This is a genomic window from Phyllobacterium sp. YR620 (assembly GCF_900104165.1).
GTDB classification, from domain to species: Bacteria; Pseudomonadota; Alphaproteobacteria; order Rhizobiales; family Rhizobiaceae; genus Phyllobacterium; species Phyllobacterium pellucidum.
Genome location: NZ_FNJP01000004.1, coordinates 192344 through 216775, shown reverse-complemented (window position 1 = coordinate 216775; position 24432 = coordinate 192344). Strand labels below are relative to the sequence as shown.

At 59.6% G+C, this 24432-nt stretch carries 23 protein-coding genes; 8 read left to right on the top strand and 15 right to left on the bottom strand.

Translation table 11 applies throughout. The features are described 5' to 3' along the window. Positions 1–51: 51 nt before the first annotated feature. The 4 genes from thrC (at position 52) to BLR72_RS15245 (ending at position 6275) form a co-directional block, all read left to right on the top strand. Positions 52–1449, top strand: coding sequence for a threonine synthase (gene thrC / locus BLR72_RS15260; RefSeq protein ID WP_091949966.1), 1398 nt, complete (start codon positions 52–54; stop codon positions 1447–1449). A 10-nt stretch (positions 1450–1459) separates the two neighbouring features. After that, positions 1460–2755 (top strand): M16 family metallopeptidase, encoded by a 1296-nt coding sequence (locus BLR72_RS15255; protein ID WP_027230061.1) that lies wholly within the window; start codon positions 1460–1462, stop codon positions 2753–2755. A gap of 18 nt (positions 2756–2773) precedes the next feature. Continuing rightward, positions 2774–3361: a GNAT family N-acetyltransferase gene (locus BLR72_RS15250; RefSeq protein ID WP_027230062.1), complete on the top strand. Its 588-nt coding sequence runs from the start codon at positions 2774–2776 to the stop codon at positions 3359–3361. A 70-nt stretch (positions 3362–3431) separates the two neighbouring features. After that, positions 3432–6275, top strand: coding sequence for an EAL domain-containing protein (locus tag BLR72_RS15245; RefSeq protein ID WP_244506730.1), 2844 nt, complete (start codon positions 3432–3434; stop codon positions 6273–6275). A gap of 383 nt (positions 6276–6658) precedes the next feature. Here BLR72_RS15245 and BLR72_RS15240 read toward each other — a convergent pair whose 3' ends face one another. Then, complete coding sequence (locus BLR72_RS15240) at positions 6659–7261, bottom strand: YqgE/AlgH family protein (protein WP_027230064.1); 603 nt, start codon at positions 7259–7261, stop codon at positions 6659–6661. 175 nt (positions 7262–7436) lie between these two features. On the opposite strand from BLR72_RS15240, the gene BLR72_RS15235 reads away from it, so the two are divergent. Both BLR72_RS15235 and BLR72_RS15230 read left to right on the top strand, forming a co-directional pair. Beyond that, on the top strand, positions 7437–8234 hold the full coding sequence (locus BLR72_RS15235; RefSeq protein WP_091949962.1) for a protein-disulfide reductase DsbD domain-containing protein: 798 nt from the start codon (positions 7437–7439) through the stop codon (positions 8232–8234). Positions 8235–8300: 66 nt separating this feature from the next. After that, the gene (locus tag BLR72_RS15230) at positions 8301–8786 is read left to right on the top strand and encodes a peroxiredoxin (protein WP_027230066.1); all 486 of its coding nucleotides are present in this window, start codon (positions 8301–8303) and stop codon (positions 8784–8786) included. Positions 8787–8805: 19 nt separating this feature from the next. Here the strand turns inward: BLR72_RS15230 and rnhA are convergent, their stop codons facing one another. The 11 genes from rnhA to coxB form a co-directional block, all read right to left on the bottom strand. Beyond that, positions 8806–9273, bottom strand: a complete 468-nt coding sequence (rnhA, locus tag BLR72_RS15225) for a ribonuclease HI (RefSeq protein ID WP_091949960.1) — start codon at positions 9271–9273, stop codon at positions 8806–8808. Continuing rightward, positions 9270–10250: a homoserine kinase gene (locus BLR72_RS15220; RefSeq protein WP_091949958.1), complete on the bottom strand. Its 981-nt coding sequence runs from the start codon at positions 10248–10250 to the stop codon at positions 9270–9272. Before BLR72_RS15220 ends, rnhA begins: the two co-directional genes overlap by 4 nt. Positions 10251–10252: 2 nt before the next feature. Beyond that, positions 10253–11254 carry a 4-hydroxy-3-methylbut-2-enyl diphosphate reductase gene (gene ispH / locus BLR72_RS15215; protein WP_091949956.1) on the bottom strand — a complete coding sequence of 334 codons (1002 nt, stop codon included), beginning with the start codon at positions 11252–11254 and terminating at the stop codon, positions 10253–10255. Positions 11255–11305: 51 nt separating this feature from the next. Continuing rightward, positions 11306–12106 (bottom strand): SURF1 family protein, encoded by an 801-nt coding sequence (locus tag BLR72_RS15210; RefSeq protein ID WP_091949954.1) that lies wholly within the window; start codon positions 12104–12106, stop codon positions 11306–11308. Next, a complete protein-coding gene (locus BLR72_RS15205; RefSeq protein ID WP_091949952.1) occupies positions 12099–12494 on the bottom strand; it encodes a DUF983 domain-containing protein in 396 nt (131 codons plus the stop codon). Before BLR72_RS15205 ends, BLR72_RS15210 begins: the two co-directional genes overlap by 8 nt. Positions 12495–12677: 183 nt before the next feature. Continuing rightward, positions 12678–13556 carry a cytochrome c oxidase subunit 3 gene (locus BLR72_RS15200; RefSeq protein ID WP_091949950.1) on the bottom strand — a complete coding sequence of 293 codons (879 nt, stop codon included), beginning with the start codon at positions 13554–13556 and terminating at the stop codon, positions 12678–12680. A gap of 56 nt (positions 13557–13612) precedes the next feature. Further along, on the bottom strand, positions 13613–14242 hold the full coding sequence (locus BLR72_RS15195) for a cytochrome c oxidase assembly protein (RefSeq protein WP_027230072.1): 630 nt from the start codon (positions 14240–14242) through the stop codon (positions 13613–13615). Between the two features lie 11 nt (positions 14243–14253). After that, a complete protein-coding gene (locus BLR72_RS22510) occupies positions 14254–14409 on the bottom strand; it encodes a hypothetical protein (RefSeq protein WP_027230073.1) in 156 nt (51 codons plus the stop codon). A gap of 1 nt (position 14410) precedes the next feature. Then, positions 14411–15355, bottom strand: coding sequence for a heme o synthase (gene cyoE, locus BLR72_RS15185; RefSeq protein ID WP_091949947.1), 945 nt, complete (start codon positions 15353–15355; stop codon positions 14411–14413). 82 nt (positions 15356–15437) lie between these two features. Further along, positions 15438–17090, bottom strand: coding sequence for a cytochrome c oxidase subunit I (gene ctaD, locus BLR72_RS15180; RefSeq protein WP_027230075.1), 1653 nt, complete (start codon positions 17088–17090; stop codon positions 15438–15440). 38 nt (positions 17091–17128) lie between these two features. Then, entirely contained in the window at positions 17129–17977 is an 849-nt protein-coding gene (gene coxB / locus BLR72_RS15175; RefSeq protein ID WP_036813808.1) for a cytochrome c oxidase subunit II, read from the bottom strand. A 382-nt stretch (positions 17978–18359) separates the two neighbouring features. Here coxB and BLR72_RS15170 point away from each other — a divergent pair, with 382 nt between their 5' ends. Then, entirely contained in the window at positions 18360–18878 is a 519-nt protein-coding gene (locus tag BLR72_RS15170) for an invasion associated locus B family protein (protein ID WP_027230076.1), read from the top strand. 95 nt (positions 18879–18973) lie between these two features. Then, positions 18974–20386 (top strand): metalloprotease TldD, encoded by a 1413-nt coding sequence (tldD, locus tag BLR72_RS15165; RefSeq protein ID WP_091949945.1) that lies wholly within the window; start codon positions 18974–18976, stop codon positions 20384–20386. 82 nt (positions 20387–20468) lie between these two features. On the opposite strand, the gene BLR72_RS15160 is transcribed toward tldD, so the two are convergent. Genes BLR72_RS15160 through dxs form a run of 3 tightly spaced genes read right to left on the bottom strand, consistent with a single transcriptional unit; the run spans position 20469 to position 24357 of the window. Beyond that, positions 20469–21698: a class I SAM-dependent RNA methyltransferase gene (locus BLR72_RS15160; protein ID WP_091949943.1), complete on the bottom strand. Its 1230-nt coding sequence runs from the start codon at positions 21696–21698 to the stop codon at positions 20469–20471. Continuing rightward, positions 21698–22435: a TlyA family RNA methyltransferase gene (locus tag BLR72_RS15155; protein ID WP_091949941.1), complete on the bottom strand. Its 738-nt coding sequence runs from the start codon at positions 22433–22435 to the stop codon at positions 21698–21700. The genes BLR72_RS15160 and BLR72_RS15155 overlap by 1 nt, the downstream gene beginning before the upstream one ends. Positions 22436–22437: 2 nt before the next feature. Continuing rightward, on the bottom strand, positions 22438–24357 hold the full coding sequence (gene dxs, locus BLR72_RS15150) for a 1-deoxy-D-xylulose-5-phosphate synthase (RefSeq protein ID WP_091949939.1): 1920 nt from the start codon (positions 24355–24357) through the stop codon (positions 22438–22440). Positions 24358–24432: the final 75 nt, after the last annotated feature.

Sequence of the window (24432 nt, the reverse complement as noted above, 5' to 3'; positions counted from 1 at the left end):
CAAGCTTTTTGCCAGGGCTGCGCGTGCATCCAAAGGCAAGGGATATTTGAGATGAAATACGTTAGTACACGCGGCGAAGCGCCGGTTTTAGGATTTTCCGATGCCCTTCTCGCCGGCCTTGCGCGCGATGGCGGGCTCTATCTGCCCAAGGAATTTCCACAATTTTCTGCAGACGAGATCCGTTCGCTGCGGGGCAAGACCTACGCCGAGATCGCGATTCACGTGCTGACGCCATTCATTGCCGGCGACATCGACCAGGCCGATTTCGAGGCCATGGTACACGAAGCCTACGCCACCTTTCGCCACGAGGCGGTCTGCCCCTTGGTCCAGACCGGACATAATGAATTCGTGCTTGAGCTTTTTCATGGTCCGACGCTCGCATTCAAGGATGTGGCGATGCAACTTCTGGCGCGGCTGATGGACTACAGTCTTGCCAGGCGGGGCGAGCGGGCGACCATCGTCGGTGCAACGTCCGGCGACACGGGCGGCGCGGCTATCGAGGCCTTTGCCAACCGCGACCGGACCGACATCTTCATTCTGTTTCCGCACAACCGCGTCTCGCCGGTGCAGCAGCGGCAAATGACGACGTCGGCAGCGTCAAATGTTCATGCGCTCGCCATCGATGGCAATTTCGACGATTGCCAATCGCTCGTTAAAGGCATGTTCAACGATCTCAACTTTCGCGACGCGCTCTCGCTCTCCGGCGTCAATTCGATCAACTGGGCGCGCATCATGCCGCAGATCGTCTATTACTTCACGTCGGCACTCAGCCTCGGCGCTCCCGACAGGCCGGTTTCGTTCACTGTGCCAACCGGCAATTTCGGTGATATTTTCGCAGGTTACGTTGCAAAGCGCATGGGACTTCCGATCGAGCGCCTCGCCATTGCCACCAACGACAACGATATACTTGCCCGGACGCTGGAGACCGGCAATTACGAAACGCGCGGCGTGGTACATACGACCTCGCCGTCGATGGACATCCAGGTTTCGTCCAACTTCGAACGCTTGCTCTTTGAAGCGCACGGCCGTGACGCGGCCTCGGTGCGGCGCCTCATGGACGGCCTCAAACAATCCGGAAGCTTCTCGATCGCCGAAAAGGCACTCGGCTTCATCCTCTCCGAATTCGATGCCGGCCGCTCCAGCAAGGCGGAGACAACCGGGATCATCGCGAGCGTCCTGAAGCAGTCCGGCTACCTGCTCGATCCGCATTCGGCCATCGGCCTGAAGGTAGCACGCGAAGTTCTGCGGTCGACGGCGCCAAGCGTTGTCCTTGCCACGGCTCATCCGGCCAAGTTCCCGGATGCCGTGAAGGAGGCAAGCGGCGTCCATCCAGACCTGCCGCTCTGGCTGGGTGATCTCATGCAACGAAAAGAACAGTACACGGTACTTCCCAACGACCTTAAAAATGTGGAAGAGTATGTGAGCCGGCATTCAAGAGCGGCAAAGTAAGGAGCATTGCATGGGCGTTGAAATCAGTCGCCTCTCCAACGGTTTGACGATTGCGACAGAAACAATGCCGCATGTGGAGAGCGTAGCCCTTGGCATTTGGGTCAAGGCAGGGTCACGGAACGAGGCAAGCAACCAGCACGGTATAGCCCATCTTCTCGAACACATGGCCTTCAAGGGCACCGAGAACCGCTCCGCCTGGAAGATCGCCGCCGATATCGAGGATGTGGGCGGTGAAATCAATGCCGCGACCAGCGTCGAGACCACTTCGTATTATTCACGCGTCCTGCGCGATGACATGCCGCTCGCGATCGACATTCTCGCCGACATCATGACGAGTTCGAAATTCGACGCCGAGGAACTCGAGCGCGAAAAGAACGTCGTCATGCAGGAGATCGGTGCTGCGCACGATACGCCCGACGATGTGGTTTTCGATCGCTTCACCGAAGCGGCCTTCCAGAACCAGACCATTGGACGTACCATCCTTGGCACGCCGGAGACCGTCCAATCCTTCTCGTCGGCCGACCTTCGCCGCTATATGGACGAGCAATACAGCGCCGAGCGCATGGTCGTCGTCGCCACTGGCGGCGTCAAGCACGACGAATTCGTCCGAGAGGTCGAAAAGCGCCTCGGTTCGTTCCGGCCGAAATCGACGGCCCCGGAACCCGAAATCTCCCACTATGTCGGCGGCGATTTCCGCGAACAGCGCGAATTGATGGACGCCCAGGTGGTGATCGGTTTTGAGGGCCGCGCCTATCATGTGCGCGATTTCTATGCCTCGCAGCTTTTGGCGATGATCCTCGGTGGCGGCATGTCTTCGCGCCTCTTCCAGGAAGTGCGGGAAAAGCGGGGCCTGTGCTACTCGGTCTATGCGTTCCATTGGGGGTTCTCCGAGACCGGCGTTTTCGGGGTCCATGCTGCAACCGGGCGCAATCATTTGAAAAAGCTCGTACCCGTAATCATAGACGAGCTGCACGCGGCTGCCCGCAATATCAGCCAGGAGGAATTGAACCGGGCACGGGCGCAATATCGGGCGAGCCTGCTGATGTCGCATGAAAGCGCAGCAAGCCGCGCCGGACAGATCGCACGCCAGATGCTTCTCTACGGCAATCCGATATCGACCGACGAACTGGTCGAGCGTCTCTCGAAGATCACTGTTGAACGTTTGACCGACCTTGCCGGACGCCTGTTCCTCGACACGACGCCTACAGTCGCTGCGGTCGGCCCGATCGGTTCCCTGATGAAGTTCGCCGATATCCGTCATGGACTGACTGCCCCAGCGTCGAGCCCGAGAAAGATAGCGGTCTGACGGCGATCCGGAGCGGCAATGATCGCCCTGCCCTTTCTCAAAAGCGTAGCCCCGCCCTTGCAGGGCAAGCGCATTTACCTGCGTCCGCCGACGCTTTCCGACTATCGCGCCTGGGCATCGCTGCGCGCGGAAAGCCGCGAATTTCTCGCGCCATGGGAACCGCTGTGGGCGGTCGATGATCTGGAACGCGGCGCATTCCGCCATCGCATTCGCCATTATGACGACGAGGCGGCGGCAGGCACGGCCCATCCGTTCTTTCTCTTCCGCAATACCGACCAGCGCTTGCTCGGCGGCATCACACTTGGCAACATCCGCCGCGGTGTCGGCCAGAATGGCATGATCGGCTACTGGATCGGCGCACCCTTCGCCGGACAGGGGTTCATGCACGAAGCATTGAGCTTGCTCATCCCCTATGCTTTCACCAAGGTGAGGTTGCACCGCCTGGAAGCTGCCTGTATTCCAAGCAATGAAAGATCGATCCGCCTTCTCGAAAAAGCCGGATTTCAGAGAGAAGGACTGCTCCGGTCTTACCTAAAGATAAACGGAATGTGGCAAGATCATCTTCTCTTCGCGCTGATTGAGGATGATGCAAGGGCTGGCAAATGAAAAAGTATCGGTGGCTTTGTTGGGACGACAGATGCTGAAAGGCTTATCGCGGGCTCTGGTCCTCATATTCATGCTGCTAGCGGCCCATACCGCCGCCAATGCCTTCGAAACCATCAAGATCACCAAGGAAAGCACGGCGCTCGACCTGTCGAAGGCCGTCGAGGTCTATCGCAATCAGGGTGAGACGTTCCAGATTTCAACCGCTCCCGGTACGGACGGCATCGTTCGGCGTATCGAGGTGCAGGCAAACGACAAGCGTTCGACCGGCGACTGGGCGGCCTTTTCGCTCGCCAATCCGACCGACGAACAGATCGACCGGCTGATCGTCGCTCCGCATTTCCGTCTTGTCGGATCGCGCTTCATCTGGCCCGACCTCGGTTCGACACGCATCACGTCGATTACCCCCAGCGAAGGCTTCGCCCTCGACCGGCAGGCGAGCGACGACGCGGATATTTTCCTGATCACGCTCAACCCGGGTTCGGTCATCACCCTTGTCGCGGAGCTTGCTTCTCCCAACCTGCCACAGGTTTATGTGTGGGAGCCGAATGCCTATAAGGATACGGTCAATTCCTATACGCTCTACCGCGGCATTCTGCTTGGTATTGCCGGCTTGCTCGCGCTGTTCCTGACGATCCTTTTCGTCGTCAAGGGTACCTCGCTGTTCCCGGCGACGGCAGCCCTCGCCTGGGCGGTTCTTGCCTATATCTGCGTCGATTTCGGCTTCTGGAGCAAGCTTATCGAAATCGCGCCCGGCAACGAACAAATGTGGCGGGCGGGCACCGAAGTAGCGCTGGCCGCGACGCTCGTGATCTTCCTTTTCACCTATCTCAACCTCAATCGCTGGCACGATAATTTCAGCTATGGCGCGCTGACCTGGATTCTCGGTCTCGGCATCGTCTCCGGCGTCGCGATCTTCGACCCGCCGATTGCAGCCGGCATCGCCCGCTTTTCCTTCGCGCTGACCATCATAGCCGGCACGATCCTGATCGGATTCTTCTCGTTCCGGAGCTATGACCGGGCGATCATGCTGATCCCGACGTGGATCCTGCTCCTTGTCTGGTTGATGGGCAGCTGGCTTACCGTTGCCGGCATTCTTGCCAACGACATCATCCAGCCAGCCCTCGCAGGCGGCCTTGTCCTCATCGTTCTCCTGATCGGCTTTACTGTCATGCAGCACGCTTTTTCCGGAGGCGCGTTGCAGCAGGGGCTCTTCTCCGACGTCGAGCGGCAGGCGCTCGCCATCATCGGTTCGGGCGATATCGTCTGGGATTGGGACGTGCCGCGTGACCGCGTTGTCACGACGCCTGACCTGACCAATTTCCTCGGAGCGTCGGCAAGTTCCTTGCACGGGGCCGTGCGCAACTGGCTGCCGATGCTGCATTCCGACGACCGCGACCGTTTCCGGACTACGCTCGACGTCATTCTCGAGAACCGTCGCGGTCGCATCTCCCAGACCTTCCGCCTGCGCGCCAATGACGGTCATTATTACTGGTATTCCTTGAAGGCGCGCCCGGTCATCGGTTCGGATGGTGAGATCGTACGCTGCGTCGGCACCCTGATTGACGTTACCGAACAGAAGAAGGCGGAGGAGCGGCTGCTCCACGATGCCGTCCACGATAATCTGACCGGCCTTCCCAACCGCGAACTGTTCCTGGATCGCCTCGGCTCAGTGATCACCATGGCGCAAACGGAAAGCAAAATCCGCCCGACTGTGTTCATCATCGACATCGACCGCTTCAAGCAGGTCAATGACGGCCTCGGCCTCTCCGCCGGCGACACCTTCCTGCTGACCATATCGCGCCGCCTGCACCGCCTGCTGCGCCCGCAGGATACGTTGAGCCGTCTCTCGGCTGACCAGTTCGGCCTGATCCTCGTATCGGAAAGCGAGCCCGCCAAGATTGCCGCCTTCGCCGATGCGGTGAAGCAGGCGATCCGCGCGCCCATCGCCTTTGCCAAGCGCGAGATTGTTCTTACCGCATCGCTCGGCCTGATCACCTGGACGAGCGGCAGCGCCGCCTCGCCGGAGGATCTGGTAAAGGACGCCGAGCTGGCGATGTACCAGGCGAAACGTTTCGGCGGCGACCGCATCGAGCCCTTCCGTCCGGCTTTCCGTGCGGTTGGCAGCGATCGCCTTCAGCTTGAATCGGACCTGCGGCGCGCGCTGGAACGCCGTGAAATCCATATGGCCTATCAGCCGATCGTGCGCCTCGATGACAACAGTATCGCCGGCTTTGAAGCGCTCATGCGCTGGGATCATCCGCGCCGCGGATCGATCCCGCCGTCAGAGTTCATTCCCGTCGCCGAAAGTTCCGGCCTCATCGTCCAGCTCGGCCTCTTTGCGATGCAAAAAGCCTCCGAAGATCTCGTGAATTGGCGCCGCACCCTCGGAGCGACACCGCTCTTCGTCTCGGTCAACATTTCGAGCAGCCAGTTGATCCGCCAGGATCTCATCGATGACGTCCGCTCGGTCCTGCTGCAGACGCAGATCGAGCCGAGCAGCCTGAAGCTCGAGCTCACAGAATCTCTGATGATGGAAAATCCGGAGCGCTCCGGCTATGTGCTTTCCAGCATCAAGGCAATGGGCGTTGGTGTCTCGCTCGACGATTTCGGCACCGGCTATTCCTCGCTTTCCTATCTCACGTCCTTCCCGTTCGATATGATCAAGATCGACCGTTCGTTCCTCAAGGCCGATCAGCCGCAAAAGGTGACGTTGCTGCGCTCGATGATCAGCATGGCGCATGACCTTGGCCTTGCCGTCGTTTCGGAAGGCATCGAAAATGAAAGCGACGCGCTGCAATTGCGCCAGATGGGCTGCGAATACGCGCAGAGCTTCATGTTCAGCCCGCCTTTGACGCTCGACGTCGCCACCAAGCTTCTGCGCGAACAGTTCCAGCAGTCGAAGGCCGCATCGTAAGACTAAATGCGGGCTTGGAATTGGCGAAGAGACTGCTATTATTCGTAACTGGAGCGTGGGGCGAGCTTTCGGCCGCCCCACCTTTACCTTAGGTAATCAATCGAACCCGGATGCAGACTTGCCAGCCCGTCCGGGTTCTTTTGATTTCAAAGGTAATAGTCAGTGGCAAAAACCACATGCCTATTCTCCGAGTTTGAGAGCAAGGCCGTTGCCACGGTCGGGAGGCCCATCGTCCCGATGCACCAGCTGGCTTGATGCTGCTACTTGGCTCTCGCTTTCATTGATTGCTTGGATTTGGATTGCCAACAAGAAATGCAGGGTTGAATTCTTGCTGTATCGCGTTGCAGCGCGACGGGACCACACATCAAAACCGGTAGGTGAATTTAAGCGTGGCCGGCGACCGTGGCGAGGCGCGACGGATCGATACCCATATAGGCGAGCAGCCGATCATAGGTGCTGTCAATGTTCGGATCGAAGAGCAGATCGTGCGGCGCCTGGCAAGTAAGCCAGCCATTATTGGCGATCTCGTTTTCGAGCTGGCCGGAGGCCCATCCCGAATAACCCAAGGTCATCAATGCCTTGCGGGGACCACGTCCGCCTGAGATGGCGCGCAGGATGTCGACCGTTCCCGTCAAGCAGAGTTCCTCGGCAACGGGCATTGTGGAATCCGTAAGATAGTCGTCGGAATGGAGGACGAAGCCGCGGCGCACTTCGACGGGCCCGCCGTTGCGGACGAGGAAATCGCGCGTTCTGTCCGGCATCATGATGACTTGCTGCTCATCGAGCACGCCAAGCTGCACCAAAATTTCCGCAAATTCCATTTCCTGGGCGCGATTGATGATGAGACCCATCGCGCCATTTTCCGAGTGGGCGCAGATGTAGATAACCGAGCGCGCAAAACGGCTGTCTTCCATCCCCGGCATGGCGAGAAGGAATTGTCCATTCAGAAAACCGGCTTCGTTGGTCGCGTCTCTCAAGTTTCCCATAAGAATAAGGGTACCAAGGATTCTATAAATGACAACGCCCAATGGTAACGAATTGTAAACGACAGCGGTTACTGGGAAGAAAAGTTTGGCTGAACACGACTTCGTCACACAGATATGATGGGCAAATCCCCTCATCTCCTTGATCGCAACGAAAAGCATTGTAATTGTCGCCGCCATGAAAACAAAATTCCTTTACCTCGTTGTCTCATTGCTCTTCGCTTTTCCGGCGGCCGCTGCCAGTTCAGACTGGACCAGCACGCCCGGCGGCAAGGTCCGCGTTATCGTCGACAATCCAACGGACGGGAACCCTGAGGTGCGCGGCGCCATCCAAATCAATCTCGATCCGGGCTGGAAAACCTATTGGAAGGAACCGGGTGACGCAGGCGTGCCCCCGGAACTTGATCTCACCGCGAGCAGCAACATCAAAGCCTATGCGCTTGCCTTCCCGACGCCGCACCGTTTCGCCGATGGAGGCACGCAGTGGGCCGGGTACAAGAAGCCCGTGTCACTCCCGTTCACGCTGACGCTGGAAGACCCAGCCAAGCCGGCCCATCTCAAGGGGCACGCCTTCCTCGGCATATGCGAAACAATCTGCATTCCCGTCACGGCCGAGTTCGATATTGCCATCGACGGTACGCCGAGCGACCCGCTGACCAAGGCGCAGATATCGACCGCATTTGATCAATTGCCGGCACCAGCATCGGCGGAATTCGGCGTTCGAGCCGTCACGCGCGACAATGACCATCTTGATTTCACGGCTGATCTTGCGGCGGGCAGCGAAGAGATCGATTTATTCGTGGCTGCGGAAGGCGGGGCCAATTTCGGCATGTCGAAATTGAAGAGCCGCGACGACAAAAGCGCCGTCTTTGCCGTGCCGCTCGTTTCGGGCGCACAGGCAAAGCCTGGCCTCCTCTACTATACGCTGGTGCAGGGCGACAAGTCGGTATCCGGAACAATTCCCTTCAAGGAATAGCTCGACTTTTCACCATCCGCACCCTATCTGCGATAGGCCTTTGCGCAATCTCAAGAGGAGCGATTCATGACTATCAAGGTAGGCGAACGTTTGCCCGATGCCACATTCAAGACCAAGACCGATGAGGGCGTCAGCGAAGTACGCTCCGACAGCCTGTTCAAGGGCAAGAAGGTCGTTCTCTTTGCCGTTCCAGGTGCCTTCACGCCCACATGCAGCATGAACCACCTCCCCGGTTATCTCGAAAACCGCGACGCTATTCTCGCGAAGGGCGTCGATAGCATCGTCGTCGTCGCCGTGAACGATCCGCACGTCATGGGCGCCTGGGCCAAAGCGACCAACGGCGAAGGCAAGATCCAGTATCTGTCGGATGGAAATGCGACCTTCACCAAGGCCGTCGGCCTCGATATCGATCTTGCCGCCGGCAATATGGGCGTGCGCTCGAAGCGCTATTCCATGCTCGTCGAGGACGGCGTCGTCAAGGAACTCAACATCGAGGAAGCGCCTGGACAGGCCGTTACATCGAGCGCTGCAACCCTGCTCGGGCAGCTCTGATCTTATGGCTGCGAGGGCTTTACCGGCCCTCGCCTCCTTGAACCACCGGCTTGCGCTTGAACGGAGCCATGCCTGCCCGCGCAAGTTCATCGGCGCGCTCGTTTTCCGGGTGGCCGGCGTGCCCCTTTACCCAATGCCACACGACCTTATGCCGCTTGCGCGCTTCATCAAGCTGCTGCCAAAGCTCGGCGTTCTTAACCGGCTTCTTGGCCGCCGTCTTCCAGCCATTGCGCTTCCAGCCTTCGATCCAGCCCGAAATACCGTCGCGCACATAGACGGAATCCGTATAGAGATGGACGTGGCAAGGCTCCTTCAGCGCGCTCAGCGCCGCAATTGCCGCCATGAGTTCCATGCGGTTGTTGGTTGTGTCCGCCTCGCCGCCGGATAGTTCTTTTTCGTTGCCATTCCAGCGCAGGACAGCGCCCCAGCCACCCGGGCCAGGATTGCCGGAACAAGCGCCGTCGGTGAACGCTTCGATATCCTTCATGCGCGTTGTCCTTCGAGGACCAGCCCATATTCCTCAGCAGACTTGATCTGGCGATGAAACCGCATGCGGCGCAGATACTCCATCGGGTCCTTCTTCACAACGAGGCTGCCCTCAGGCGTGTTCAGCCAGTCATAGAGACGGGTCAGCATGAAGCGAAGGGCCGAGCCACGCGCAAGGATCGGCAGGCTTGCCGCCTCGTCGGCCGAAAGCGGCCGGATGGAATTATAGCCGCGCAGCAGCGCAGTACCCTTGGTGAGGTTGAACGCATTGTCCTTTTCGAAGCACCAGGCGTTGAGACACACGGCAACGTCGTAGGCGAGTAGGTCGGTGCAGGCGAAATAAAAGTCGATGAGGCCGGAAAGCTTGTTGCCGAGGAAGAAGACATTATCCGGAAAAAGATCGGCGTGGATGACGCCGTGCGGAAGGTGCGATGGCCAGTTCGCCTCGAAGAACGCGAGATCGGCTTCGGTTTCGCTGGCAAGGCCGGGTTCCACACCATCCGCGCCTGCCCTGGAATTCTCCCAGAGCGGCCGCCAGCCCTCGACCGAGAGCGCGTTCTTCCGCCGCATGGGGAAATCCTCGCCCGCAATGTGCATCCGCGCTAGCGCCTCGCCAAGCGCGAAGCAATGCTGCACCGTCGGGCGGCGCATCCACATGCCTTCAAGGAAGGTCACGATCGCAGCGGGGCGGCCGGCAAGCTCGCCGATGCTGGAACCGGATTTCTGGTTCACGGGCAATGGACAACTGATCCCCTTGCCCGCGAGATGGCGCATGAGACCGAGAAAGAACGGCAGGTCGTTGCTGTTCACCCGCTTCTCGTAAAGCGTCAGAATGAACGAGCCTGCACTTGTGTGCAGGAGATAGTTCGAATTCTCGACGCCTTCGGCAATGCCCTTATAGGAGAGCAGCTCGCCAATTTCGTAGTCCTTGAGGAAATGCGCCAGGTCGATTTCGTTGATGTCGGTGTAAACAGCCATGATCAGCGGCTTCCGTTGACGAAGGCCATGTCGAGGCTTGTCAGTTCCACGTCACGCAGATCGCGCATGACGTGGAAGTTTTCGGTCTCGATGGTCGTTTCAGCAAGTTCGATGGACACGGTGTAGCGTTCCGAAAAGAATTGAATGATTTCGTCGACGATGATTTCCGGAGCCGAGGCGCCGGCGGAAAGTCCAACCACGGATATGTCGCCGACCTGGTCCCACTCGATATCGGACGCGCGCTGCACCAGCATCGAGTGGCTTGCGCCCGAACGCTCCGCGACTTCGACGAGCCGCTTCGAATTGGATGAATTCGGCGCGCCGACAACAAGGAAGAGGTCGCATCCCGGCGCCGCCGCCTTCACCGCGTCCTGGCGGTTGGTGGTTGCATAGCAGATGGACTCGGCGGCCGGTGCCATCAAGGCCGGAAAACGCTGCTGCAGGGTAGCAATAATTCCGGCGGTATCGTCCACCGAAAGCGTTGTCTGCGTCACGAAGCCGAGATTGTCCGGATCGACGGGCATGTAGACTTCGGCGTCCTCGATTGTTTCGATCAGAGTGACGGCGCCTTCCGGCAGTTGACCCATCGTACCGATAACTTCCGGATGGCCGGAATGACCGACCAGGATCACGTGCCGGCCAAGGCGCTGGTGCCGCATCGCCTGCTTGTGCACCTTGGAGACCAGTGGACAGGTGGCGTCGAGATAGAAGAGGTTCTTGTTCTGCGCATCGGCGGGAACAGATTTCGGTACGCCGTGGGCGGAAAACACGACGGGCTGGTCGCGATGTTCCGCGGGGATTTCGTCGAGTTCCTCGACGAATACGGCACCCCGGGCCTGCAGGCCCTCGACCACATAGCGGTTGTGCACGATTTCGTGGCGGACATAGACCGGCGCGCCGTATTTTTTCAGAGCCAGAACCACGATCTGGATCGCCCTGTCCACCCCGGCGCAAAATCCGCGCGGTCCGCAAAGGCGGATTGTCAGCGGTCTCTTCTCAGGCATCTTTATCGTCTCGCGGAACCGGTTGAAATGCTACTTGGACTTGGGCGGCAATCAGCGGGAAGTCAAGTCGGAAGACGATGCTGCATCGACGGCCGTCTTGTTTTCCGCTGGGAGTTTATAGCGTCGCCGCAGCGAGATTGCCAAAATTACGACCAGGGTTGCCGCAAGGCCATACCAGGTGACGGCATATTGCAAGTGGCTGTTGGGCAGATCGATGATCGTGACCCCGCCGACCGGCGCACCACCCGGGTTGGGCGTCTTGTCGGCGTCGATGAAGAAGGGCACGAGCTTTTCCTTTTCGATCCCCGACTGCGAGGCCATAGTCGCGAGGTCTTTCCAGTAATAGATATTGGCGGAAAGATCATTGTCCGGAACAAGCGAGGACGGCTTGGCATCCAGCGGGTTGCGGGCAAGGCCGGTTATCGTCACCCGACCCTCGACCTCGCCCGCTGGGCGCGTTGCCGGTTCCTTCCGGTCGTAGGGCACGAAGCCGCGATTGACGAAAACCGTGCGGCCGTCATCAAGCAGCAGCGGCGTATAAACGTAAAAGCCGGAATAACCCTCGTAGGTCGCGAAGAAATGCCGCTCCTTGTCGTTCAGCAGCCGGCCGGCAACCTTGACGGTGCGGTAATCGACATCCTGACCTTCGTTCCAGACCTTTTCGATTTCGGCGAGCGGAACTGGTGCGGCATGGGTCCGCGCTTCGATCTCCGCAAGGAGACCTTCCTTCCAGTAGAGCCGTTCGACCTGCCACGTGCCGAGCGCCACGAGAATTGCGAAGAGCACTGCGCCTAGGATAAGCGTGATCCAGGGAAATCTTGGGCGGTCCGCCGCTACGTATGTATTACTCATGAGCGGTCGGGCGATCGAGCCGTCCCTCTGCGGCCTTGTGCTTGTACTGGAGGGCGATGAGAATGCCCTTCATCCAGCGGAGCGTGGCGAGACAAAGCACGAGTGCGAGCGGTATCCATAGGATGAAATGGACCCAGAGCGGCGGGTCAATATTGACCTCCATCCACAGGGCAAGGCCAACCACGATGAAGCCGATCAGCAGCATGACCAGGACGGCTGGCCCCTCGCCCGTATCGATGAACGAATAGTCGAGACCGCAATTGGTGCATCGCGGCGCGGGCTTCACAAATCCATCGAACAATCTGCCCTGGCCGCAGCGCGGGCATTTGGCCTTGATGCCGGCCACGATCGGATCGACGGGCGGGTAAAGGGCTGTGTCTTCGTTCATTGAAATCTGCGCTCGAAGGATTGTTTCAGTTGGCGTTGTGATCGGGACAAGCGTCCAGATTAAGGCCACGGGCGATTAGTGACGCCGTTTGGTTGATCTGTCCAGCAGCCAAGTTGAAGCACATCCCAAAGAAAAGGGCGGGCCATGTCTCCATGCCCGCCCTTCACGTCTCGATAGATGCAGCTATTCGACGGCCATCGGTGCGCCCCAACCGGCCCATACATAGATGGAGAAGAAGAGGAACAGCCAGACGACGTCAACGAAGTGCCAATACCAGGCTGCAGCTTCGAAGCCGAAATGCTTCTGCGGGGTGAAGTCGCCGCGGATCGAGCGCAACAGGCAGACGGCCAGGAAGATGGTGCCGATGATCACGTGGAAACCATGGAAGCCGGTCGCCATGAAGAAGGTCGCGCCGTAGATCGAATCCTTGAAGGCGAACGGTGCGTGCACATACTCGTAGCCCTGCACGAAGGTGAACAGCATGCCGAGCAGAACTGTCAGGGTGAGGCCCGTGATGAGGCCCTTGCGGTCATTGTGGATGAGCGCATGGTGCGCCCAGGTAACGGTCGTTCCCGAGAGCAGCAGGATGATCGTGTTGTAGAGCGGCAGATGCAGCGGATCGATCACCTCGATGCCCTTGGGCGGCCAGATGCCACCGGTAAAGGCGGTACGGGCAACCTGCTCGACCTCGCCCGGGAACAGGCTTGCGTCGAAGAAAGCCCAGAACCAGGCAACGAAGAACATCACCTCCGAAGCGATGAACATGATCATGCCGTAGCGCAGGTGCAGCTGGACAACGCGGGTATGATGGCCCTGCTTGCTCTCCTTGATCGTGTCCGACCACCAGCCGTACATCGTGTAAAGGATGATCACGAGACCGATGAGGAAAATCCATGGGCTCGTCAGGTTGGCCCTGAACAGCACGAGTTCACCGCCGGCGTGGTAGCGCATGAATGCGATACCGCCGAGGGCCAGGACGAAGGCACCGACCGATCCGAGGAACGGCCACGGACTTGGATCGATGATGTGGTAGTCGTGATGTTTCTGGTGTGCTTCGGCCATTCTAACCCCCGCAATTTCTGTTCATCTGTAAGACACCGGCCAGAGCCGGCGCAAGTTCAAAGCTGTCCTGACCCGTTCTCTTTCTTGACATCGGTGTTGGCGGCAAGCGGGGCCGGCATTGCGATGGGGAAGAACGTGTAGGACAGGGTGATGGTATTGACGCCCTTCAGTTCGGGCGCGTTGACAATGTCCGGATCGACAAAGAAGACGACCGGCATTTCAAGGTCTTCGCCAGGTTTGAGCACCGTATCGGTGAAGCAGAAGCACTCGACCTTGTTGAAATAGGCGCCGGCGGCCTGCGGCGTAACGTTGAAGGCCGCGCGTCCCGCTGTCGGTTTGTCGGCGATACTCTTTGCCTCGTACTTGATCAACGAGGTCTCACCGATCTTCATCGTGACTTCGCGCTGCACGGGCTCGAATTTCCACGGCAGTGCGCCGGAGGTGTTCGCATCGAAGCGGACCGTGATCGTCTTGTCGAGAATCGTGTCGGACATCTGTTCGACTCGTTGCGTCGTCCCGCCATATCCGGTCACCTGGCAGAACATCGCGTAGAGCGGAACCGCCGCAAAGGCCATGCCAACCATGCCGAAAAAGAAAGCAAGGCACGAAATCGCAATCGTGCGATCCGAAACCTTCCGCTTCCGCCCGGATGGCGCATTTGCGCTCTTTACGGTTTCCTCAGACATTGAACCACTCATTACATCGGCCGGATCAGGATGTTGGCGCCGAGCTTCGCCCAGGTGCCGACATAGACGATGATGACAAAAGCAGCGAGCGCCAGCGCAAGTGCGATAGAACGGCTGCGCTGCGCCTTCTTCTGCTTGTCGGTTAGGGTCACGCGATCATTGCTCATATCAGGCACCTGCCAATAGTAGTGCTTTGCGCACGAGAATTTCGCCGAGAAGGACAGCGTAGATTCCGAAGAGGTAGAGGATGGAGAAGGCGAACATCTTCTTTGCCGGCTTGATCATGTCCTTGCCCACCGGCGCCCGCCAAACCCGCCAGGCATAGACGATGAAAGCGACGCCCATGGCTGCGGCGAAAAGGCCGTAGGCCGGGCCGGCGAAGCCCATGATCCATGGCAGAACCGCAACGGGCGCCACAAGGAGCGTATAGAGGAAAATCTGGAACTTGGTCGATGCCGGACCCATCACATTCGGCATCATCGGGATCTTCGCCTTTTCATAGTCGTCCGACATGAACAGCGACAGCGCCCAGAAATGCGGCGGCGTCCACAGAAAGATGATCATGAACAGCACGATGCTTTCCATGCTCACCGAATTGGTAACGCAAGCCCAGCCTATCATGGGCGGGAATGAACCGGCGGCTCCGCCGATGACGATGTTCTGCGGCGTCGAACGCTTCAGCCACATCGTATAGACGACCGCATAGAAGAATATCGTGAAGGCCAGCAGGAATGCCGAAAGCACATTGACGAAAAGGCCGAGCGTGACGACCGAAAACGCCGAGAGCAACAGGCCGAAGGTCAGCACTTCCTCGCGGCTGATACGCCCGGCGGGAATCGGCCGCTTGGCCGTGCGCTTCATCACGGCATCGATATCGGCGTCGTACCACATGTTGAGCGCGCCCGAGGCGCCTGCCCCGACGGCGATACAAAGAATGGCTATGCCCGCAAGGACCGGATTGATATGTCCCGGCGCCGCCAGCAAGCCGACAAGCGCGGTGAAGACCACGAGCGACATAACCCGCGGCTTGAGCAGCACGACATAATCCGACGCACTGGCCTCCGAAAGGCCGATGCTCGTATCCATGCTCGCGTTTTTCTCAACCAATGCCATTTGTTCGTTCTTGCTGCAGTCCGATAGATTGTCGTCAGGGCCATCCGGACCACTACCATGAATGGTCCGGACAGCCATTGTCTTACTTGATACGCGGGAGCTGTTCCCACTGATGGAACGGCGGCGGCGAAGAAAGCTGCCATTCCAGCGTGGTCGCACCGACGCCCCATGGGTTTGCCCCTGCCTCACGCTTCTTGGCAAAAGCCTCGAAGACACCGAAGAGGAAGATCAGCACGGCAACACCGGAAATGTACGAACCGATCGACGATACTTCGTTCCAGCCGGCAAAGGCGACTGGATAGTCGATGTAGCGGCGCGGCATGCCGGCAAGGCCGAGGAAGTGCTGCGGGAAGAACACGAGGTTCACGCCGATGAACATCACCCAGAAGTGCGTGTTGGCGATCGCGTGGTTGTACATGTAGCCCGTCATCTTCGGGAACCAGTAGTACCAGCCGGCGAAGATACCGAACACTGCGCCGAGCGAAAGCACGTAGTGGAAGTGTGCGATCACGTAATAGGTGTCGTGCATGGCGCGGTCGAGACCGGCATTGGCGAGCTGGACGCCCGTCACGCCGCCAATGGTGAAGAGGAAGATGAACCCGATCGCCCAGATCATCGGCGGCTTGAATTCGATCGAGCCGCCCCACATCGTTGCGATCCACGAGAAGATCTTAACACCCGTCGGCACGGCGATGACCATCGTCGCGAAGACGAAGTAACGCTGGGTCTCGAGCGAGAGACCGACGGTGTACATGTGGTGCGCCCAGACGATGAAGCCGACGACGCCGATGGCAACCATTGCATAGGCCATGCCGAGGTAGCCGAAGATAGGCTTCTTCGAGAAGGTCGAGACAATGTGGCTGATTATGCCGAAGGCCGGCAGGATCATGATGTAAACTTCCGGATGACCGAAGAACCAGAACAGATGCTGGAACAGCAGCGGATCGCCGCCGCCTTCAGGCGAGAAGAAGGTCGTGCCGAAATTGCGGTCGGTCAGAAGCATGGTGATGCCGCCAGCCAGAACCGGCAGAGCCAGGAGCAGCAGGAAGGCGGTAATCAGCACCGACCATGCAAAGAGCGGCATCTTGTGCAACGTCATGCCCGGAGCGCGCATGTTGAAGATCGTGGTGATGAAATTGATCGCGCCGAGGATCGACGACGCACCGGCGATATGCAGCGAAAGGATCGCGAAATCCATCGCCGGCCCGGGCTGTCCCGTGGTCGAATAGGGCGGATAGATCGTCCAGCCGCCACCGGTGCCGTAGCCGCCGGCAGGACCCGGAACGAACATCGACAGGATGAGGAGCAGGAGCGCTGGCGGGAGCAGCCAGAACGAGATGTTGTTCATGCGCGGGAACGCCATGTCCGGCGCACCGATCATGATCGGCACCATCCAGTTGGCAAAGCCGCCGATGAGCGCCGGCATGACCATGAAGAAGATCATGATAAGGCCGTGCGCCGTCGAGAAGACGTTGTACATCTGCTTGGCGCCATCGATGGCGGCGTCGCCTTCATAGCCATAGACCATGGACGCAAGGCCATGGAAAATCTGGATGCCGGGCTGTTGCAGCTCGGCGCGCATGGCGATCGAAAGAGAACCGCCAATGAGACCGGCCACGATCGCGAAGATCAGATACAGCGTACCGATATCCTTGTGGTTGGTCGAATAAACCCAACGCGTCCAGCCTGTCGGCTTGTGAGCGTCGTGGGCTTCGTGAGCTGCAGAACCTGCCATCAAAGTGCTCCCGTTCCTAATCTAGTGCGTCAGTCAGCTCAGTTGCCGGCGACGTTCACGTTCTTGTCTGCGTCGATTTTCGCGGTCAACGCCTTGTATGCGCCCGGAAGATCCTTTCCGGCGGCGGCGAACCACGTATCGTATTGTTGCTGCGAGACCACATGGATCGCAATCGGCATGTAGGCATGGTCCTTGCCGCAGATCTGCGAGCACTGACCGTAGTAGAGGCCTTCCTTTTCCGCCTTGAACCAGGTCTCGTTGCTGCGGCCGGTGACGGCATCCATCTTCACGCCGAAGGCCGGCATGGAGAAGGAATGGATCACGTCGGCGCCGGTGACGAGAAGGCGGACCGTGGTATTGACCGGCACGACCATCTCGTTGTCGACGGCGAGGAGATATGGGAAAGCCTCGCGATCTTCCTTGCCGAGGGTGGGGCGGTCGGCATCCTTCAGAAGCACCGAATCGAACGAAACCGGCGCCTCACCGGCCTGATATTCATAGCCCCAATACCACTGGTAGCCGGTCGCCTTGATCGTCAGCTTCGGCTCTTCGGGGGAATATTGGGCTGTCAGGAGCTGGAAGGAGGGAATTGCCAGGAAAAGCAGGATGACGACCGGTCCAACCGTCCACACGATCTCGACGGCCGTGTTGTGGCTGGTCTTCGAGGGAACCGGATTGGCGCTCGCACGATAGCGAATCATGACCCAGGCCAGAAGCACCATCACGAACAGCGTAATCGGGACGATAAACCATAAAGTATAGCGCTCGAACCAGACGATCTGCTCCATGATGCCGGTAGCAGCGGGTTGGAACGTCATCTGCCAGGGCTCGGGCTTTGCTGCATGAGCAGCTGTTCCAGCACCGAGCAGGCCACCCAGGACACCCATCAGCGTGACAAAATTCTTCTTCACCTAGAAATCTCCCGAATGAAGCTTTGATTCCATACGATAACACCGGGCGCAGGAAGGCCCGGTCATATGCCGCGTTCAAACCACACATTAGCTTACATCGCAAGGAAGGCGAACGTGATCTCATGCGGCATTTTTGCGCGCAGCTTTCCATTGCGGAGGCACACGGCGGCTTGAACGGGCATGTTTTTTCGCATCCGCCGCGTTTTTGCTGCCCAAGGCATAAAAGGGCTCACAATCCGGCCATTATTGCATTACACGACACATTGATGGCCGCTCTATGCTGGGGAGTGTTGGTGCGGCATTCTTTTCATCTTCGACGGGTAGGTTTAACGTCTGGATGATTCGTTTTGGAGCCTATATGTCGTTTTTTCCGCTACGCAGCATCGCCATCGGCCTGCTTACCCTGTCGTTGACCGCCCTTGCGGGCACTGCCATGGCAGCGCAGCAGAGCGGTACGGTCAAATCCACGCATGGAGCATGGTCGATCCTTTGCGATACGCCCGCAGGCGCCAAATCCGAACAGTGCGCTCTCATACAGAATGTCGTCGCCGCCGACCGGCCCGAAATGGGCCTCTCCGTCGTCGTGCTGAAGACTGCGGACAACAAGGCTAAAATCCTGCGGGTGCTCGCGCCCCTCGGCGTCCTCTTGCCCAACGGGCTCGGCCTCAATGTCGATGGCAAGGACATCGGCCGCGCCTATTTCGTGCGCTGCTTCGAAGATGGCTGTTATGCGGAAGTCATACTCGAAGACCAACTGGTCCAGACATTGAAGACCGGCAAGGCCGCAACCTTCATTGTATTCCAGACGCCCGAGGAAGGCATCGGCATTCCCGTCGAGCTCAACGGGTTTGGCGAAGGCTTCGACGCCCTTCCATAGACGGCTCATATCAACAAACACGCGCGTCTTGTACTTGTCGTGGGCCGATGAATGGCCTACATGCCGTTCATGTTTTTTGAAACGGACGTTTTATTATGAAAAGCCTTATCGACAGTTTTGATATGCCCCGTGAAAAAGTCCTTGAAACGGTCAAGAAAAGCCTTGCCGGCGCCGACGATGGCGAACTGTTTCTCGAGTACAGAGAATCGGAGGGCCTTGTCTTCGACAATGGCCGCCTGAAGAACGGGTCTTTCAATCAGGATCAGGGCTTTGGCCTGCGCGCCGTTGCTGGTGAAGGCGTCGGCTATGCTCACGCGGGCGAGTTGTCGCTTGGTGCCCTGAAGCGCGCCGCGGATGCCGCTTCCGCCATCCGTACCGGTCATGCCGGCACCTATACCGCTGCCCCGCCCGGAACCAATCGCAGCCTCTACAGCGACGAAAATCCGCTCGGGTCGCCGACATTCGAGGCGAAAGTCAAGTTGCTTCAGGAGATCGACGCCTACCTTCGCGACAAGGATCCCAAGGTTCGACAGGTCTCGGTCTCGCTCGCTGGGTCGTGGCAGCAGGTCGAGATTTTGCGCGCCGACGGCCATTTCGTGCGCGACATACGCCCGATGGTCCGCCTCAACGTCAGTGTCGTCGTCGGTGAAGGTGACCGCCAGGAAAGCGGATCGTTCGGCACCGGCGGCCGCAAAGGTTTTGGCGAGTTCATCGCGACCGACAAATGGCATCACGCCGCGGACGAAGCACTGCGACAGGCGCTCGTTAATCTCGAAGCCATCCCCGCCCCCGCCGGCACCATGGATATCGTGCTTTCGAGTGGTTGGCCCGGCGTCATGCTGCATGAAGCTGTCGGCCATGGCCTTGAAGGCGATTTCAATCGCAAGAAGACGTCCGCCTTTGCGGGGCTGCTCGGACAGCGGGTCGCCTCCAAGGGCGTCACCGTGGTCGATGACGGGACCATTGCGGAACGGCGCGGATCGTTGACGATCGACGACGAGGGCATGCCGACCAACAAGACGGTGCTGATCGAAGACGGCATTCTCGTCGGCTACATGCAGGACCGGCAGAACGCCCGTCTCATGGGCATGCAACCGACCGGCAATGGCCGGCGCGAATCCTACGCGCACGTGCCGATGCCACGCATGACCAACACCTATATGCTCGACGGCGACAAGACGCCCGAGGAAATCATCGCTTCGGTCAAGAAGGGTATCTACGCCGTCTCGTTCGGCGGCGGTCAGGTCGATATCACCTCCGGCAAGTTCGTCTTTGGCTGCACCGAGGCATATCTGATCGAGAACGGCAAGGTCGGTGCGCCGATCAAGGGCGCCATGCTGATCGGCAACGGACCGGACGCGATGCAGCGCATCTCGATGATCGGCAATGACCTGCAGCTTGATACCGGAATGGGCATGTGCGGCAAGGCGGGGCAGTCGGTCCCCGTCGGCGTCGGCCAACCGCATCTGCGCATGGACCAGATGACGGTCGGCGGCACATCGGTTTAACCGGCCTTTATCGCCTGGGTGTAGACAGGCAAGATTCACCCTCTGTCCGGCAGGACAGAGGCGGTACCTTAAATTCAAGCCTCTATTTCTTGCTCAACAGCGCCACGGCCTCCACATGGGGCGACCAAAGAAACTGGTCGATCGGGATCACCCGGTCGATCCGGTAGCCGCCCTTGACGAGAATGCTCAAGTCTCGTGCCAGCGTGACGGGATTGCATGACACCGCCGCGACTTTCGGCACGGTGGATTTGGCAATCTCGATCGATTGCGCTTCGGCGCCGGCACGCGGCGGATCGAAAACAAGTCCGTTGAAGGGCGCGAGTTCACGCGCAAGAAACGGCCGGCGGAAGAGATCGCGGCGTTCGGCGGTCACCGGCTTCAGGCCCTGTACCTGGCGCACGCTGCGGTCAAGCGCGGCCACCGCCGCTGCATCGCCCTCCACCGCGTGCACCGCGGATTTCTCGGCAATGCGCAAGGCGAACGTGCCGGCCCCCGCAAAAAGGTCGAGCGTCTTCTTGGCCTTGGCAAGATGGGCGGTCACCAGAGCTGCGATGGCGTTTTCTGCATCGACTGTCGCCTGCAGGAAGCTGCCGGCTGGCAAAAACACCGGCACTCTGCCGAATTGAACCATGGGCCTGCGCGGTTCAACGATGATTTCGCCTTCATAGGTCAAGCGGGCAAAGCCCTTTTTCAGCACCAGCGCCGTCAGGGCCTGGCGCTTTGCGGCGTCCGGGGCCTGGCAACCCGAGACCATGATGTCGAGACCCGAGGCCGTTGCCGTCACGGTCAACCGAAACGGCTTCATCCCCCCACCGATAACCGCAACGAGATCGCGTAGGTCATCGAGGCGCGACACGATATCGGGCAGGGTCACCGGGCATTCCGAAATGTCGATGAGATCATGGCTGAGATGGCGATTGAAGCCGAGCACCGCGCCGTGATCGCTCGTGCGAGCCGCAAACACCACGCGCCGGCGGGTCTGCGGCATGCAGGGCACCAGCGGTTCAAGCTCGAAAGCGAGCCCCCTTCCCGCGAGGGCTTCCTGAACCAGCGAGCGCTTCCACACCCGATAGGGTTCATCCTGCCAATGTTGCAGCGCGCAGCCGCCGCATTCTTCGAAGTGGCGGCAGGCAGGAGCGATGCGATCCGGCGAGGCTTCGAGCAAAGCCATGAGCGTGCCCCGGCCATTGTCGAGCGCGATATTGGCGGTCTCGCCCGGAAGTGAGAACGGAACGTAGGCGATCCCGGATGCTGTCGAGGCAATGCCATCGCCGCCCGCTCCCATCTTCTCGATTGTAACGCGTGTACTCATCAAACTTTTCTTTTCAATCCGGCGAGAAGATACTCGCGGTTGCCGTCGCCGCCTTCGATCGGCGAAGGACAAAGTCCGAGCGCGTTCCAGTCCGGCATTGCATCAAGCCATTTCATTAGATCATCCGCCACCCGTTCGCCATCCTTCGGATCGCGCAAAATTCCACCCTTGCCGATGGCCTCGCGCCCGGCTTCGAATTGCGGCTTGACGAGGAGGACGCAGTGCGCCCCGGGTTCCGCCAGATCGAGGGCTGGCGGCAATGCAAGTTTCAGCGAGATGAAACTGACGTCGGAGACGACGAGATCGGCCTTCAGACCGCCAAGATGGTCTCGGGTCAGTTCCCTCGCATTGAGCGATTCAAGGTTGGTTATGCGCCGGTCGCCGCGCAGCCGCTCATGCAACTGTCCGTGCCCGACGTCGACGGCTGTGACATGGGCCGCGCCGCGTTCAAGCAGCACTTGCGTGAAGCCGCCGGTCGAAGCGCCGATATCGAGGGCGGCTCGGCCAGCAACGGGAATGTCGAAATGGTCGAGGCCGGCAATGAGCTTCAAGGCAGCGCGGGAAACGTAGGCGCTGGCGGGGTCGTCAACGAGGATGATGGCAGCTGCGCCAATCACCGCGCCCGGCTTGGTGACGACGGCACCATCCACTTTGACAGTCCCACGCACGATCGCATCGCGGGCGCGCGAACGACTGGCAAAGAAGTCTCGTTCAACCAGAAGCTGGTCAAGCCGCATTGTCACGCGCGTGCTGGCGCAACCAGTTGATCGCGTCCGAGCGCACTGAATACGGCCTGTACAATACCGGCGCTGTCGAGCCCGGCGCGCGCATACATGGCTTCGGGCTTGGCGTGATCCTGGTAGGCGTCCGGCAGGGTAAGCACGCGGATGCGCAGGCCATGGTCAAGAAGCCCGTCGCGGCTGAGGAAATGCAGCACGTGCGAGGCGAAGCCGCCAACCGCGCCTTCCTCGACGGTGACCAGAACCTCGTGTTCGCGCGCGAGGCGGCGAATGAGGTCCTCGTCGAGCGGCTTGGCGAACCGTGCATCGGCGACCGTGGTGGAAAGACCGGCGGCGTCGAGTTCATCGGCGGCAACGAGGCACTCCTGCAAGCGCGTTCCGAACGACAGCAGCGCGACCTTGGCGCCCTCGCGGACAATGCGTCCCTTGCCGATCTCGAGGATCGCTCCACGCTCCGGCAGGTCGACGCCGACGCCATCGCCGCGCGGGTAGCGGAAGGAAATCGGACCTTCATCGTAAGCGGCGGCCGTTCGGACCATATGGCGAAGTTCGGCCTCGTCCGATGCGGCCATGACAACAAAACCCGGCAAGGCAGCAAGAAAGCCGGTGTCGAACGAGCCGGCGTGCGTTGCGCCGTCGGCGCCGACAAGTCCAGCGCGGTCGATCGGAAAGCGTACGGGCAAGTTCTGCAACGACACGTCATGGACGACCTGATCGTAGCCGCGCTGCAGGAAGGTCGAATAGATGGCGGCGAAGGGCTTGTATCCTTCGCTCGCCATGCCGGCCGCAAAAGTTACCGCATGCTGTTCGGCAATGCCGACGTCAAACGTGCGCTGCGGAAATACTTCCCCGAAGAGATCGAGACCGGTTCCGCCCGGCATCGCCGCCGTGACAGCGACGATCCTGTCGTCATGGCGCGCTTCCTCAATAAGGCTCGTCGCGAAGACCTTGGTATAACTCGGTGCGTTTGCAGGCGGTTTTGCCTGCGCGCCGGTGATCACGTCGAACTTGTTGACGCCATGATATTTGTCGGCTGCCGCCTCGGCAGGGGCATAGCCCTTGCCCTTTTGCGTGACGACGTGGATCAAGACGGGACCGTCCATCGTGTCTCGCACGTTCTTCAGAACCGGAAGCAGATGATCGAGCTTATGGCCATCGATCGGGCCGACATAATAGAAGCCGAGCTCCTCGAACATGGTGCCGCCAGTCCAGAATCCGCGCGCATATTCTTCCGAAAGCCGCGCCTTCTCCTGCAGGAATTTCGGCAGTTTCTTTGCCAATTGCTTTGCCGTCTCGCGAAACGTGCGATAGGCCCGGCCGGAAACGAGGCGCGCAAGATAGGCGCTCATTGCGCCGGTCGGCGGCGCAATCGACATGTCGTTGTCGTTGAGAATGACCACGAGCCGCGCATCGAGCGCGCCGGCATTGTTCATCGCCTCGTAGGCCATGCCCGCCGACATGGCGCCATCGCCGATGACGGAGACGACATTGCGCCTCGTTCCGGCGAGGTCGCTGGCGACAGCCATGCCGAGCCCGGCGGAAATCGAGGTGGACGAGTGGGCAGCGCCGAATGGATCGTATTCGCTTTCGCTCCGCCTGGTGAAACCGGAAAGCCCGCCCTCCTGGCGCAAGGTCCGGATGCGGTCGCGCCGACCGGTCAGGATCTTGTGCGGATAGGCCTGATGGCCGACATCCCAGATGATACGGTCGTGCGGCGTGTTGAAGACATGGTGAAGCGCAATGGTGAGCTCGACGACGCCGAGGCCCGCGCCAAGATGACCACCGGTCGTCGACACCGCATCGATAAGCTCGGTGCGCAGCTCAGAAGCCAGTTGCGGCAGGTCCGATTCCGGTAGCGCACGCAGGTCTGAGGGGATCTTGACGCGGTCGAGCAGCGGTGTGTCAAAATTCTTGGCCAAGTTGCGAGGCTCCGTTTAAAAAAGTCAGGCGTTCCTAGAGCAAATCCACCTGTGCGGCAAGGAGCCGGGCCTTCG